Origin of the sequence: Paenibacillus sp. FSL M7-1414, assembly GCF_038003195.1 — a bacterium.
In the GTDB taxonomy this organism is placed as follows: domain Bacteria; phylum Bacillota; class Bacilli; order Paenibacillales; family Paenibacillaceae; genus Paenibacillus; species Paenibacillus amylolyticus.
The window spans coordinates 2,123,198-2,139,102 of the sequence record NZ_JBBOOS010000001.1; the positions used below are offsets into that span (position 1 = coordinate 2,123,198).

Here is a 15,905-nt window from a genome sequence, read left to right on the forward strand (position 1 = left end):
TATATTTTTCGGAGAAAAGTAATTGATTGATCACTAACTGTGAAGGTTTTATAGGTATATTGAATAGGGGGGGCGCACAAAGCTAGTCCAGGGCATAGAGTGTACTATTGTAAAATGCGGGGATTTGACGTGGTGTACAAGGAGGGGGGATTCTCTTGTGAGCGGTATATCCAAAAGGAAACGCAAAATTTCCTCAATCAGTACAGGTAAACGGAAAGCAAAAAAATCAAAAAAGCACTCTATCCCAAAGAAGAAGAGTAAGTCTTGTAAGAAAAGCAGACGTAAATGCAAAAAAAAGAAAAGTCACAGGATTCCTTTCCTTCGCGGCCCACGGGGTTATCAAGGAATGAGAGGATTCACAGGAGCAACAGGTGCTACTGGGTTAACCGGAGACCCTGGGTATCCCAGCATATGGGGAGCAACCATTTTAACAGGACGGACCGGAGTAACTGGAACCACGGGAAGTACCGGAATAACTGGAGTCACAGGTGCAACAGGAGCTACCGGACTGACGGGCACCACAGGTGTGACTGGAACTACAGGATTTACAGGTCCGACCGGTCCAACGGGTGAGGAGGGAGCAACTGGATCTACAGGAAGCACAGGAGTGACAGGTGCGACTGGCACTGGATCAACTGGAGTCACAGGAACAACCGGCGCAACTGGAATTACCGGATTTGGTGTTACAGGCGTGACCGGTGCTACAGGAGATACCGGTATAACCGGCTTTACAGGTCCAACTGGAGTTGCAGGATTAGCTGGGGCTACCGGGTTCACTGGAGCAACTGGTCCAACTGGGATGGGTGTGATGGGACTAACGGGATCTACTGGTGAAACAGGATTCACGGGAGTGACTGGAGCGACTGGACCAACCGGAGCGATGGGTCTAATAGGTATTACAGGTGCGACTGGATTAACGGGAAGTACTGGCGAAATTGGAATCACAGGCCCGTCCGGAGCAACTGGTATTACTGGAACCACAGGCGTCAGTGGCGTAACTGGAACGACAGGTACTACGGGCGCGACCGGCCCAACCGGTGAGACAGGTATCACCGGAGTTACAGGCGCTACAGGATTTACTGGAGCAATAGGAACAACGGGAAGTACGGGTCCAACTGGAAATACTGGCATAACCGGCACGACAGGGATAACAGGTGCGATCGGCGCAACTGGTGCCACTGGGGGGATCGGGTCTACGGGAGTTACTGGTGTTACGGGTGTAACCGGATCTACTGGAAGTACTGGTGAGACGGGGCTAATAGGAGTCACAGGTCCAACTGGTGTCACTGGCACGACTGGCTTAACTGGCGTTACGGGTACAGCAGGTACGACTGGACTAACTGGCGCAACTGGTACGACTGGAGAAACAGGCAACACAGGAACGACAGGATTTACTGGTGCGACCGGAGCGACTGGCGTCACTGGAGAGACGGGTCTAACAGGTACTACGGGGGCAACTGGATTAACTGGTGTGACGGGAGCAACCGGCGAAACAGGCACGACAGGCATCACTGGCGTTACTGGAAATACTGGTGCTTCAGGGATTACTGGATTTACGGGCAGTACAGGTGCGACCGGCACGACTGGTTTGAGAGGATTCACCGGAGCGACAGGAAGTACTGGAATAACAGGTAATACTGGTGAAACAGGAGTTACAGGTACGACCGGATTACCTGGCACTACCGGTATCACAGGTACGACTGGTGTGACAGGACTCACTGGGGCTACTGGTATAAGTGGTGTCACTGGTGAAACAGGACCAACAGGTACAACCGGATTAACTGGCGTTACTGGAATTGCGGGCACAACAGGAACGACTGGAGTAACCGGTGCAACAGGTATTACTGGATTTACAGGCATTACAGGTGCGATCGGAGCGACTGGAGTCACAGGTACGACTGGTGTGTCAGGACCCACCGGGGATACAGGAGTAACGGGAACTACCGGTACCACAGGAATAACTGGCGTTACCGGAGCAACTGGTGCCACTGGAGAGACGGGTCTAACTGGGAACACCGGCACGACAGGTGTGACAGGACCGACCGGGGCTACTGGAGCAACGGGTACCACCGGAGTTACAGGTGCTACAGGATCTACTGGGGCGATAGGGGCAACGGGAAGTACAGGTACAACCGGCGTTACTGGCATAACAGGTACGACCGGTACTACGGGAGTTACAGGCATAACCGGCAATACTGGTGTAACAGGAGCCACAGGAATTACTGGAGCAACTGGAACTACTGGAGATACAGGTCAAACAGGGGTCACAGGAACGACAGGTGTGACGGGATCAACTGGCGCAACTGGAGAAACGGGGATTTCAGGTGCAACAGGAGTTAGTGGCACAACAGGAATTACCGGAGCTACCGGAATTACGGGTGCTACAGGAAACACGGGGACGACAGGTGTAACTGGAGAAACAGGGTTAACCGGAATCACCGGTGAGACCGGAGCCACAGGGATTACAGGTACAACTGGACTAACTGGCTTTACTGGAACCACGGGTATCACAGGCGTGACCGGAGCTACCGGACTGACTGGGGCGACTGGAGCAACCGGAGCAACCGGAATTACAGGTATCTCGGGAGTGACTGGCGTAACCGGAACGACGGGAATTACGGGAGCGACCGGGGCCACTGGTGTCACTGGAGAGACGGGTCTAACAGGAGGTACAGGTGCAACTGGGATCACAGGAACCACGGGTACAGCTGGTGTAACTGGCCCAACAGGTGCGACTGGAGAAACAGGAAGTACAGGTTCCACTGGAGTAACCGGCGCAACCGGAACAACTGGTGCAACTGGAGAGACTGGGCTAACAGGAGTCACAGGTGTCACCGGGGAAACGGGTCTAACTGGGGCTACAGGTGTAACGGGCTCAACCGGTTCGACTGGCCCAACAGGAGAGACAGGACTAACAGGTATAACTGGAGCTACTGGAAGTACGGGTGCGACGGGAACAACTGGTGTTACAGGTGCAACCGGAGTTAGTGGCACAACAGGAATCGCTGGTGTAACTGGCGCGACAGGACTCACCGGGGTTACTGGTTCAAATGGTAATACCGGAGCTACTGGCATAACCGGGGTCACCGGCGAAAAAGGGCCAACCGGCACAACTGGCTTAACAGGCGTTACGGGTACAATTGGTGTGACCGGAGCAACAGGCGTCACTGGAGAGACCGGAGCAACAGGTCTGACGGGAAATACAGGACCAACGGGTGACACCGGATTTACGGGTCCAACAGGTGAAACAGGAATCACTGGAGTTACAGGCCCTACTGGAGCAACCGGCTCAATCGGAACTACTGGAGATACAGGTTCAACAGGGGTCACAGGAACGACTGGTGTGACTGGACCGACCGGTGCAACTGGAGAAACGGGATTTACAGGTGCGGCTGGACTAACAGGCATTACCGGAACCACGGGTGTCACAGGAGGTACCGGAGCCACAGGAATTACGGGAGCGACCGGAACCACTGGCGTTACTGGGGAGACTGGTCTAACAGGAGGTACAGGTGCAACTGGTATTACAGGTGCTACGGGTGCGACTGGATTAACTGGTATTACCGGAACCACGGGTACAGCTGGTGTAACGGGCCCAACAGGTGCCACTGGACCAACAGGAAGTACAGGTGCCACGGGAGTAACCGGAACAACTGGTGTAACTGGAGAGTCGGGTCTAACAGGAGTCACTGGTGTCACTGGTGTCACCGGGGAAACGGGTCTAACTGGGGCCACAGGTGTAACGGGCCCTACCGGTTCGACTGGCCCTACAGGAGAGACGGGGTTAACCGGGGTCACAGGTCCGACTGGTGTGACGGGACTGAACGGTGCAACTGGAGAAACTGGAATTACAGGTACAACTGGACTAACTGGCATTACTGGAACCACGGGTATCACAGGCGTGACCGGAGCTACCGGTGCCACTGGTGTCACTGGGGAAACGGGTCTAACAGGATTCACAGGCGCGACGGGATCGACTGGGGCGACAGGAGCAACCGGAATTACAGGTATTTCGGGAGTGACTGGCGTAACCGGAACGACAGGTGTTACTGGAGAAACAGGGTTCACAGGACTGACGGGAGCGACCGGTGCCACTGGTGTTACTGGGGAGACCGGTCTAACAGGAAACACAGGTGTAACGGGTCCTACCGGTTCGATTGGCCCAACTGGTGAAACAGGACCAACCGGCACGACTGGTTTAACTGGCGTAACGGGACTTACTGGTGTGACCGGAACTACTGGCACTAGTGGCATAACGGGAACAACTGGTATTACGGGAGTAACCGGAGCAACAGGTGTCACTGGAGAGACGGGTCTAACAGGAGGTACAGGTGCAACTGGTATTACAGGTGCTATGGGTGCGACTGGACTAACTGGTATTACCGGAACCACGGGTACAGCTGGGGTAGCGGGCCCAACAGGTGCCACTGGAGCAACAGGAAGTATAGGTGCCACGGGAGTAACCGGAACAACTGGTGTAACTGGAGAGTCGGGTCTAACAGGAGTCACTGGTGTCACCGGGGAAACGGGTATAACTGGGGCCACAGGTGTAACGGGCCCTACCGGATCGACTGGCCCTACAGGAGAGACGGGGTTAACCGGGGTCACAGGTCCGACTGGTGTGACGGGACTGAACGGTGCAACTGGACTAACTGGCATTACTGGAACCACGGGTATCACAGGCGTGACCGGAGTTACCGGACTGACTGGTGTCACTGGGGAAACGGGTCTAACAGGATTCACAGGCGCGACAGGAGCAACCGGAATTACAGGTATCTCGGGAGTGACTGGCGTAACCGGAACGACAGGTGTTACTGGAGAAACAGGGTTCACAGGACTGACGGGAGTGACCGGGGCCACTGGTGTTACTGGGGAGACCGGTCTAACAGGAAACACAGGTGTAACGGGCCCTACCGGTTCGATTGGCCCAACTGGTGAAATAGGACCAACCGGCACGACTGGCTTAACTGGCGTTACGGGTACAATAGGTGCGACCGGAGCAACAGGCGTCACTGGAGAGACGGGTCTAACTGGGAGCACAGGAGCCACAGGAATTACCGGAGCTACCGGAACTACGGGGGCTACAGGAAACACCGGAACGACAGGTGTTACTGGAGAAACAGGTTCAACAGGGGTCACAGGTACGACTGGTGTGACGGGCCCTACCGGTTCGACTGGCCAAACTGGTGAAACAGGACCAACAGGCACAACGGGTGCAACTGGTATTACAGGTCCTACGGGTTTGACTGGAGAAACAGGAAGTACAGGTGCCACGGGAGTAACCGGCGCAACCGGAACAACTGGTGCAACTGGGCTAACAGGAGTCACTGGTGTCACCGGGGTTACAGGTGTAACGGGATCTACCGGTTTGAATGGCCCAACAGGAGAGACAGGACTAACAGGTATAACTGGAAGTACGGGTACGACGGGAACAACTGGTGTTACAGGAGCAACCGGAGTTAGTGGCATAACAGGAATTGCTGGTGTAACTGGCACGACAGGACTCACTGGGGCTACTGGTTCAACTGGTAATACCGGAGCTACTGGCATAACCGGGGTCACCGGTGAAACAGGGCCAACTGGCACGACTGGCTTAACTGGCGTTACGGGTACAATTGGTGTGACAGGAGCAACAGGCGTCACTGGAGAGACGGGTCTAACTGGAAGCACAGGTACGACTGGAGTTACTGGTATAACTGGTCCGACAGGCACTACAGGACTAACAGGGAATACTGGTGAAACAGGACCAACCGGTGCGACTGGCTTAACTGGAGTTACGGGTACAACAGGTGCGACTGGAGCCACTGGGGTCACCGGTGAAACGGGTACGACTGGAGCAACGGGAAGTACGGGTACTACGGGAGCTACTGGTGTAGCAGGCACAACTGGTATCACAGGGGAAACAGGTCTAACAGGAATTACTGGTCCAACTGGTGTTACGGGATTAACTGGAGCCACGGGCACGACAGGACCAACAGGACCAACCGGAGCCACTGGTGTGACTGGCATAACCGGAGTCACAGGTACGACTGGAGTTACAGGAGCAACGGGGAGTACGGGTTCCACAGGAATAACTGGCGTATCCGGGCCGACTGGTGCTACTGGAATTACTGGCCAAACTGGTGTGACAGGATCAACCGGAGTTACGGGAGTAACTGGACTTACTGGATTAACTGGGGAGACGGGTCTAACCGGGATTACAGGTGCGACTGGTGCTACTGGAATTACTGGGGCAACCGGTCCAACGGGTATTACTGGTGAAACAGGAATAACCGGCACGACCGGCGTAACTGGCACTACGGGTGTGACTGGAGCTACTGGAATTACCGGCGCCACTGGCACAACTGGCCAAACTGGTGAGACGGGAGTAACTGGACTTACTGGGGTTACAGGTACTACTGGAATTTCTGGAACGACGGGAGCAACTGGAGAGACGGGTCTAACTGGTGTCACAGGTACGACTGGTGTGACGGGGCCCACCGGGACTACTGGAGCAACAGGAACCACGGGCATTACAGGAGTGACGGGTGTAACAGGCGCTACCGGTACGACAGGTGTAACGGGACCAACCGGTGCCACTGGCATAACCGGCACGGCAGGACCAACCGGTGCGACCGGAGCCACTGGGGAAACAGGTATAACAGGGGTTGCAGGAACGACCGGGGCAACCGGAACTACGGGAGTTACTGGCGTAACCGGCTCGACTGGAGAGACGGGTGCAACAGGCGTTACCGGCACGACAGGTACAACAGGACCAACCGGAGCCACTGGTGCGACTGGCATAACCGGAGTTACAGGTACGACTGGTACTATAGGGGCAACCGGTCCAACGGGTATTACTGGTGAAACAGGAGCCACCGGCACGACCGGCGTAACTGGCATTACGGGTGTGACTGGAGCTACTGGAATTAGCGGCGCCACCGGCATAACTGGCCAAACTGGAGAGACGGGTCTAACAGGGGTCACAGGTACGACTGGAGCAACGGGAACTACGGGACTTACTGGTGTAACCGGCGCGACTGGTGCCACTGGCATAACTGGCACAACTGGCGTAACTGGTGTTACGGGTACAACAGGTACGACTGGTGCTACAGGGGCAACCGGTCCAACGGGTATTACTGGTGAAACAGGAACAACCGGCACGACCGGCGTAACTGGCATTACGGGTGTGACTGGAGCAACAGGAACCACGGGTATTGCGGGTGTGACCGGTGCTACAGGAACTACAGGTACAACGGGTGTAACAGGTGCCACCGGAAGTACTGGTTCAACAGGAGTTACAGGTATAACTGGCGCGACCGGAACAACTGGAGAAACAGGAATAACGGGAGCTACAGGACTAACTGGTGTAACTGGGACAACAGGAACTACAGGTGCAACTGGGGTTGCCGGAGTTACGGGAACTACTGGGGTTACAGGAATCACAGGAGCCACCGGCCCGACTGGACCAACTGGGGCTAATGGAATTACGGGGGCAACCGGTGTAACGAGTGCAACCGGAGCTACGGGTGCCACTGGAGCAACAGGCATAACAGGAACTACCGGTGCGACTGGGGCAACGGGGCTGACAGGAGCCACGGGCCCAACCGGCCCCAATTTTGCAACACAAGGGTTCTCGGCATTCCTGGCTACACTTTCGACAGCAACCAGCACTCAGTTAACCAACTGGACGACTACGGCTCCTTATTACGGTAATGCCAACTTCAACGCAACCACAGGAAACTATACCGTCCCGGTAACCGGAAGATACTCTATTGTGGCCACGATCAATTATGCAACGACTGCAGCGATTGCCCTATCTCTGGGCGCTGGCGTTAACCCAGCCTTTCTTGTACAGAGAACATCCCCTACGGTAACGACACTTGTCAGTGGTTTGTTGCCCGTCCTAAATGTCGCGATTACGCTACTCACACTGCGGGCAGTGCTGGGAAGTGGTTCAGTGACTTTGGCAGTAGAAGTCGCATTGAATGCGGGAGATGTGATTGGACTGTTCTATGCTGCAAACGGGTTGACGATTACATTGAACCTGGGCAGTGGTGCTACAAATGGCATTGTGTGGTCTGTGCATGAGATCACCTAAACACTTCTCAACGGATTGTGCCTATGGACAAATTCGTAAAGTTGTAATAAATTAGTTTGAAGATATTCGAAATATCTTTTGGCAAGTGGACTAACAAGTGAGGTGGATTTCATGATTCCTATTTTGGGACGCATTAACGAATTAAGTCGAAAACAACGCAGTAGCGTCGGTTTGACAAAAGCAGAACAAAGCGAGCAGCAGGAGCTTAGAAAACAATATTTGCAGGCTATTCGAGGTCAGGTACTGACAACCATGCTGGCAGTATCCGTTGTGGACCCACTGGGTCATGATGTGACCCCTGAGAAATTAACCAACGAAAAATTGCAACGCCGTGAACAAGCCGGCCAATAGCATTCCTTTAATAAGACAGACCAAGGTTACATCTTGGTCTGTCTTTTTTCATTTTCTGTAGAGCATCCATCAGGAAAAAAGCACTTTATAAGAGGAAGGTACCATCCAGTTAGGTATTTCGTGCAGATTAACAAGCATGTTATATATTTTTAGCATTGATGACAATAAATCTACCGCGAACTTCAAAAAATCCCCGATAACTCATATAATAACGCTAATATATTTCAGAAACACAAAGAAAAATCACAATTACTCTCAATATAACTGACAACAAACTTACATCAAATAATCAAAGAAAGACTAGTTCATATATGTATCTCGAAAGGGTTGATGAATCATGAGCCTGGAAGCTTTGAATGAACGTGTGAAGAATGATCTAGCTTATTTGTCATTTGGTGGCGCGAACTGGGTGCGTCCAAGAGAACATGCGGATGGTCATGTCTATGATGTCGTCATTGTGGGTGGAGGCCAGAGTGGATTAGGAGCGGCATTTGGACTTCTTCGGGAACGGATCTCCAATATTGTGGTCATTGACGAGAATGCATCGGGGCTTGAAGGACCTTGGGAGACTTATGCGCGTATGGTAACTTTGCGCACACCCAAGCATCTGACCTCCATTGATCTGGGAATCCCCTCGTTAACCTTTCGCTCATGGTGGGAAGCACAGGTTGGGCCCGAAGGTTGGGAAGAGGTAGATAAGATCCCGCGTGGGGACTGGATGAATTATTTACGCTGGTATCGGGAAGTATTGAATCTGCCTGTGCTTAATGAGGTAGAATTGATGCTGGTTGAGCCTATGGAGAACGGAATACATCGACTTCATGTGAACAAGGCTGGATCTCAGATGGATGTTATACTTGCTCGCAAAGTAGTGTTTGCTACGGGAATACAAGGTGGTGGAGAGTGGCATGTGCCGTCCATGATTGCGGATAGATTACCTCGGGAGCTGTATGCCCATACGTCGGAAGCGATTGATTTTGATCGGTTAAAAGGTAAAAGAATTGCTGTGCTTGGCGGCGGCGCTTCTGCATTCGATAATGCCAGTTATGCTCTTGCCACCGGTGTGGCGGAAGCTCATGTATTTGTACGGCGGGAACAACTGCCTAGTGTTAATCCCATTCGTCAGATGGAACAATCCGGTATGATCGAGCGATACCACGCTCTTCCGGTTGCTGATAAATATGAAGTGATCTCTCATTTCTTCAAATTCAATCAACCGCCAACCAATGATACGTTTAATCGTGCGGCAGCCTGGCCTGGTTTCGAGCTGCATCTGAACGCTCCATGGCTGAGTGTAGAAGCGACGGACCAAGGCGCGATTGTGCATACCGCACAGGGAGCATATGAGTTTGATTTTCTAATTATTAGCACAGGTCTGCTTAGTGATCCGGCACTCCGTCCTGAACTGAAGCTTGTAGAGCCATACATCGCACGCTGGGAGGACTGTTACCAGGCTCCGCCAGAGCTTCGCAATGCGTTGCTGGACGCACATCCATACCTGAGTTCCGGGTTTGCAATGACAAGCAGGAGTGAACAGGGTGAGAGACCGTTGCACGGACTGTTTGTATTCAACTACTCTGCACTTGCCAGCTGTGGTCTGTCGGCATCGGCAATATCGGGAACGAAGAGTGCAGTGCCGAAACTGGTCTCTGCCATAGCGGATCAGTTGTTCCTCGATGATCGGGAGATTATTTTGCAGCAATTCTATGCGTATGAAGAACAGGAATTTACGGCTACGTGGGCGAAAAGTGGTGCCCTCGCTGAGTAACGCACGCTATAATATTGTGAACGTGTGGCATCTGATGCTGCACGTTTTTTTTTGTTTTTCATATGAAGAAGGTTACACTTGCCTTTAATTTGTTGTAAAATGTCGGTTGGAACATGTTAAAGGCAGGGATAATAGATGAATGAAATGAACTATGAACAATTTAGAGCCCATTTGAAGAAAGCGTCGCGTAAACGAAATGTACCTTTGATTAAGATCGTAGCATTTCAAGAGAAATACATGAAGATTGAAGAAGTTCAATTTTACGATGTGGAACAAAATCATATGAGTGTTCGGGCCTGCAATACGTTGTGGATGCATCTGGAGAATAAATCTTTCCGTAATATGGTGTCCCAACATTTGCAGTTTTATAGAGATATGGAGAACCTGGGTCGCCATTCCTTTGAGAATCTGATCAAAGAACTATATGATACGTCTGTTCCTGTGCTGCTCGATTACAATCCCGCTCATTATTACACCTCGGGTCAGCTCGCTGAGATTCTGGTCATGGACGAGGAGAGGTTAATTGAACAATTGGAGATGGGCCGCTTCAAGGGTGCTTTTATTAATGAAGATGGCAAATGGCTTAAACCCAAACCGGATGCTATGGTTGTAGAGTCATAAACGTCATGCAGTTCCCATGAACAGAAAAATCCTGCAACGCCGCGCATCCAGCGCTGGAGGCTGCAGGATTTTTAATGAAGATTTGAAGGGCACGGAATTCCAACTTTAAGAACATGAAGTAAGAAAGGGACAATTGGACAAGAAAATAAGTCGAAAGATGCGGGTTTTTGAATGTTTTTAAAATATTTTGAATGAAAGTGGTTGTTTTTTGAGTGAATTATGATACTATAGAAGCAGTTGGAGGAATGAAGATGCTGACTGAAGAACGATATGCTGCAATTATAGAGCGCTTACATTTACAGGGAATTGTGAAATTGCAAGAGCTTGTTGATGTGTTGGGTGCTTCTGAATCAACGATTAGGCGTGACTTGATCGATCTGGAGAGTCGTCAGATGCTCAAACGCATCCACGGCGGTGCCGCACTGGTGAATGAAAAAACGCTGGAACCGGGCATGGAAGAAAAAACGTTCAAAAACATTCAACAAAAAACGACGATTGCCCGTTTGGCTGCACAGGAGATCGAAAATGGCGAATGCATTTATCTGGATGCAGGAACGACAACGTTAGCCATGATTCCTTTTATTGAAGCTAAAGACGTAACGGTTGTTACCAATGGACTTTCACATGTTGAGGCTTTGGTAAGCAAGCGTATTCGCAGTTATTTGCTCGGAGGTATGATGAAAATTCATACAAAAGCAGTCATTGGCAGTATCGCATTACAGAACATGGATAATTTCCGTTTTGATAAATGTTTTCTTGGAAGCAACGGAGTTGATCCCGAAATGGGGTATACAACACCGGATCCGGAGGAAGCCTTGATTAAAAGGCGTGCACATCAATTGTCGGGAAAATCTTATGTGCTGGCTGATTCCAGCAAAATAGGGGAAATTACTTTTGCCAAATTGTTTGATTTGGAGGAGGCCGATTTGATTACCGAGCAGATGCCAGAACATTGGCGGCCTGGAATCGCCCAGAAAACTAAAATAATTGAGGGATAACGATGATATATACGATAACACTTAACCCGTCCATTGATTACATCGTGGAAGTGGATGAGCTGAAGCTTGGCGGATTGAATCGAATGAATCGGGATTTGAAGCTCCCTGGCGGCAAAGGCATTAATGTCTCTCGCATACTGAATCAACTTGGAGCAGATAACACGGCTATTGGTTTCCTTGGTGGATTCACGGGACGTTTCATTAATGACAAGTTGCAAGAAGATAACATTCGGACAGACTTTGTTACGATTGCAGACGATACTCGCATTAACATCAAGCTGAAGCATGGAGAAGAGACAGAGATTAATGGTCTTGGACCTGCAATAAGTGCCGAAGAGGCGGAGCAGTTGCTTCACAAATTGTCCTCATTGCAAAAAGGAGATATTGTCATTCTCTCCGGCAGTGTACCTCCTTCACTTGGAACGGATTTTTATGATCGTCTCATTAAAGTGTGCAAGCAAACGGGTGCCGAATTTGTGATTGATACAACTGGCCCTGCGTTAATGGAAGCTCTTGAACATGCACCATTGCTGGTGAAGCCAAATCATCATGAACTGGCCGAACTGTTCGGTGTAACGATTGATACTCGCGAGGAACTGGTGTTATACGGGCGTAAGTTGCTGGAAGCCGGTGCCAAACATGTGTTGATCTCCATGGCAGGTGAGGGTGCCCTATTCATTACCAAAGCGGAAGTTCATCATGCGAATGTGCCAAAAGGTACTGTGAAAAACTCGGTTGGTGCCGGTGACTCCATGATTGGCGGATTCGTAGGTACCTATGTACAGAGCGGAAATTTGCTGGAAGCTTTCCGCACAGGGGTTGCATCTGGAAGCGCAACTGCGTTCTCGGATGATCTGGCAACACGTGAATTGATTGATGAATTGCGTAATCAAGTAACCATTACGACGATTTAGTCTAACGGCCATATAAAAAGTTTTTACTGTAATTGTTTAATGTAGTGAGGCCTGCCTATGCAGGCCGACTGAACTTAAGGGAGTGTACCAAGATGAGAATAACAGACTTGATGATCCAAGAAACGATGATCATGGACCTGCAAGCCACAACCAAAGATGAGGCTATTGATGAACTAATTGCAAGCCTGAACCGAAGCGGACGAATCAATGATCCGGTCCTGTTCAAGGAAATGATCTATAAAAGAGAAGCTGAATCCAGCACAGGTATCGGTGGCGGAATTGCAATGCCACATGCCAAAACAACAGCGGTGAACGAACCAACAGTTGTATTTGCCAAGAGTAGAAAAGGACTTGATTTTGAAGCGTTGGATGATCAGCCAGCTCATGTGTTCTTCATGATTGCGGCTCCAGAAGGCGCGGGTAATACCCATCTGCGTACGCTTGCAGCTCTTTCCAGGTTGTTGATTGATAGCGATTTCATCTCACAATTGATGAGTACAGATACACCTGCTGAAGTTAGTGCATTGTTTGATGCCAAACAGGCTGAAGCAGCTGAGAAGGAAGCAGCCAAAGAAAAAGCAAAAGCTGAAAAAGCAACAAATGCCGCATCCACTTCTACTACTGGTCAGCAACAGAATACTTCTGGTGTGATTGTAGGTAATGCCAATTCGGAAGATTTTGTTGTTGCGGTTACAGCCTGTCCAACCGGTATAGCTCATACGTTTATGGCTGAAGATGCACTTAAAAAGAAAGCTCAGGAAATGGGCATCAATATTCGCGTAGAAACAAACGGCTCTGAAGGAGCGCAGAATGTTCTCACTGCTGATGAGATCGCTCGTGCTAAAGGGGTTATCGTTGCCGCAGACAAAAATGTGGAGATGGCACGTTTCGATGGCAAACCGGTATTACAAAGACCGGTGAGTGATGGAATCCGTAAATCCGAAGAGTTGATTCGCAAGGCCGTTAACGGTGATGCACCGATCTATCGTAGCCAAGGTGGAAATGCCAAGGAAGAGGGCGCAAGCACTGGTAAGATTAGTGTAGGTAGCAAAATCTATAAAGATCTGATGAATGGTATCTCGCATATGCTACCATTCGTTGTAGGTGGCGGTATCCTGCTAGCAATCTCCTTCTTGTTCGAGCAACTCGCTAGCCCTGAGAATCCGATTGTACAATTGCTTCAAACGATCGGTGGCGGAACAGGTGCGTTCCACTTCCTGATTCCGGTACTTGCCGGATTTATCGCGATGAGTATTGGTGATCGCCCGGCCCTGATGCCTGGTATGGTCGGTGGATTGATGGCGGTTAACTCAAACGCCGGTTTCCTTGGTGGTTTGGCTGCCGGTTTCCTGGCGGGTTATGTAGTTATTGGTCTCCGTAAGTTGTTCAAAGGATTGCCAAAAGCGATTGATGGCTTGAAACCAATCTTGCTGTATCCGGTATTTGGTTTGCTGATCGTAGGTGCCATCAGTTTCTATGTCTTTGATCCAATCTTTGGTTCCCTGAACACCTGGCTTGTAGATGCACTGGGTAATCTGGGTACAGGTAATGCGGTATTGTTGGGCTTGCTGCTTGGCGGTATGATGTCCATCGATATGGGTGGACCATTCAACAAAGCGGCTTACACATTTGCTATTGGGGTATTCACATCCAGTGGTAACACAGACGGTGCATGGATGGCAGCGGTAATGGCAGGCGGTATGGTGCCTCCTCTGGCGATTGCACTTGCAACAACATTCTTCAAATCCAAATTTACAGAGCAAGAACGTAAATCAGGCCTGACTAACTATGTACTTGGATTCTCTTTCATTACAGAAGGTGCAATTCCATTTGCTGCGGCTGATCCATTACGTGTATTGACTTCTTGTATTCTGGGTTCCGCTGTTGCTGGCGGATTGACACAACTGTGGAGCATTAATGTACCAGCTCCGCACGGCGGGATCTTTGTTGCAGCACTGGCGAACCACGCATTATTGTTCCTGCTGGCTGTTGCGATTGGTTCTGTGATCTCCGGTCTGATTCTGGGACTGTGGAAGAAGTCACCAACGCTTGTGAAGTAACAAATATAAGAAACATCTCCTGGGTGAAACTCACTTGGGGGATGTTTTTTATTTCAGCTTTTTGGTTAGGTAGTGGAAAGTTGCCTCCGGATTTGTGTAAAATGCTTATTTAGCTTTTACATTCATCTATGGTAAAATAAATATTAATTATATTTTGAAACTATGTTTCGTCTAATGAAACTTATGCAGGAGGAATTGGAATGTCTGATGTAATCAAAAGTCAGGTGCAGAAGCAGTTTGCGAAAAATGCTGGTAAATACGTGACGAGTTCGGGGCATGCCAAAGGTGAGGATCTCGCGTTGCTCGTGGCTTTATCTCAAGCCACTCCAGATATGAATGTGCTGGATATCGCCACTGGGGGAGGGCATGTCGCAAACGCTCTGGCTCCACTTGTTCAGCGGGTGACAGCTCTCGATCTAACAGAGGAAATGCTACAGGTGGCTGAACAATTTATCCAGGGCAATGGACACGGTAATGTAGATTTTGTTGCCGGGGATGCAGAGAAGCTGCCATTCGATGATGATATCTATGACCTTGTAACCTGCCGAATCGCTGCTCACCATTTTCCGGACGTTTCTTCGTTTGTTCATGAGGCATTACGAGTTATGAAGCCCGGTGGAAGGTTGTTATTCATTGACAACGTGGCACCTGAACGTGATGAGAATGACCAGTTTTACAATGAAGTGGAGAAGTGCCGGGATGCAAGCCATGTTCGAGCATGGCGCAAGACGGAATGGATTCATATGCTGGAGTATGCGGGCTTCCGAATGGAAACGATGGTTTCCTTCCAGAAGCGCTTTAAGTTTGAAGAGTGGTGTAACCGTGCGGCACTGCCGGAACGGGAGAGAAGGGAACTTGAAGCAAGTATGTTGAGTGCACCGTCCATCATCAGAAAATTTTTCGATTTTGAAGTGACAACGAACGGGAAGCTCGACAGCTTCCAAGGAGAAAGTGTGTATATCCAAGCGACTAAACCGACTCATGTCTGATTAGGTACAGACCATTTCGCTGGCTGAGCAGTTTATGCAACGGTAACAGGATGAATGTCGATAAAATAAAACAAGCAGAGTACCTTGAACAGGTAGTTCTGCTTGTTTTATTTTGCATATTTAT

8 protein-coding genes are annotated in these 15,905 nt (G+C 50.2%); all 8 read left to right on the forward strand.

Annotated features, from left to right (window positions below; all coding sequences use genetic code 11):
- Positions 1 to 346 precede the first annotated feature (346 nt).
- The 8 genes from MHH92_RS09670 to MHH92_RS09705 all read left to right on the forward strand — a co-directional run bounded on the left by MHH92_RS09670 (position 347) and on the right by MHH92_RS09705 (position 15,781).
- Complete coding sequence (locus MHH92_RS09670) at positions 347 to 8,080, forward strand: beta strand repeat-containing protein (protein WP_340903452.1); 7,734 nt, start codon at positions 347 to 349, stop codon at positions 8,078 to 8,080.
- 111 nt (positions 8,081 to 8,191) lie between these two features.
- Positions 8,192 to 8,431 carry a DUF896 domain-containing protein gene (locus MHH92_RS09675; RefSeq protein WP_017689452.1) on the forward strand — a complete coding sequence of 80 codons (240 nt, stop codon included), beginning with the start codon at positions 8,192 to 8,194 and terminating at the stop codon, positions 8,429 to 8,431.
- A 337-nt stretch (positions 8,432 to 8,768) separates the two neighbouring features.
- Complete coding sequence (locus MHH92_RS09680; RefSeq protein ID WP_340903454.1) at positions 8,769 to 10,199, forward strand: NAD(P)-binding domain-containing protein; 1,431 nt, start codon at positions 8,769 to 8,771, stop codon at positions 10,197 to 10,199.
- Positions 10,200 to 10,334: 135 nt separating this feature from the next.
- Positions 10,335 to 10,820 (forward strand): hypothetical protein, encoded by a 486-nt coding sequence (locus MHH92_RS09685; RefSeq protein WP_036609765.1) that lies wholly within the window; start codon positions 10,335 to 10,337, stop codon positions 10,818 to 10,820.
- Between the two features lie 251 nt (positions 10,821 to 11,071).
- Positions 11,072 to 11,818, forward strand: a complete 747-nt coding sequence (locus MHH92_RS09690; RefSeq protein WP_017689448.1) for a DeoR/GlpR family DNA-binding transcription regulator — start codon at positions 11,072 to 11,074, stop codon at positions 11,816 to 11,818.
- Positions 11,819 to 11,820: 2 nt separating this feature from the next.
- Positions 11,821 to 12,732 (forward strand): 1-phosphofructokinase, encoded by a 912-nt coding sequence (pfkB, locus tag MHH92_RS09695; protein WP_340903459.1) that lies wholly within the window; start codon positions 11,821 to 11,823, stop codon positions 12,730 to 12,732.
- Between the two features lie 92 nt (positions 12,733 to 12,824).
- A complete protein-coding gene (locus MHH92_RS09700; RefSeq protein WP_340903461.1) occupies positions 12,825 to 14,792 on the forward strand; it encodes a PTS fructose transporter subunit IIABC in 1,968 nt (655 codons plus the stop codon).
- 200 nt (positions 14,793 to 14,992) lie between these two features.
- Positions 14,993 to 15,781 (forward strand): class I SAM-dependent methyltransferase, encoded by a 789-nt coding sequence (locus tag MHH92_RS09705; RefSeq protein ID WP_253507206.1) that lies wholly within the window; start codon positions 14,993 to 14,995, stop codon positions 15,779 to 15,781.
- Positions 15,782 to 15,905 lie beyond the last annotated feature (124 nt).

What these genes read in the sequence shown, in the direction of transcription:
- MHH92_RS09670 (WP_340903452.1), top strand. Translation starts at nt 347, where the DNA reads ATGAGAGGATTCACAGGAGCAACAGGTGCTACTGGGTTAACCGGAGAC.
- MHH92_RS09675 (WP_017689452.1), top strand. Translation starts at nt 8,192, where the DNA reads ATGATTCCTATTTTGGGACGCATTAACGAATTAAGTCGAAAACAACGC.
- MHH92_RS09680 (WP_340903454.1), top strand. Translation starts at nt 8,769, where the DNA reads ATGAGCCTGGAAGCTTTGAATGAACGTGTGAAGAATGATCTAGCTTAT.
- MHH92_RS09685 (WP_036609765.1), top strand. Translation starts at nt 10,335, where the DNA reads ATGAATGAAATGAACTATGAACAATTTAGAGCCCATTTGAAGAAAGCG.
- MHH92_RS09690 (WP_017689448.1), top strand. Translation starts at nt 11,072, where the DNA reads ATGCTGACTGAAGAACGATATGCTGCAATTATAGAGCGCTTACATTTA.
- pfkB (WP_340903459.1), top strand. Translation starts at nt 11,821, where the DNA reads ATGATATATACGATAACACTTAACCCGTCCATTGATTACATCGTGGAA.
- MHH92_RS09700 (WP_340903461.1), top strand. Translation starts at nt 12,825, where the DNA reads ATGAGAATAACAGACTTGATGATCCAAGAAACGATGATCATGGACCTG.
- MHH92_RS09705 (WP_253507206.1), top strand. Translation starts at nt 14,993, where the DNA reads ATGTCTGATGTAATCAAAAGTCAGGTGCAGAAGCAGTTTGCGAAAAAT.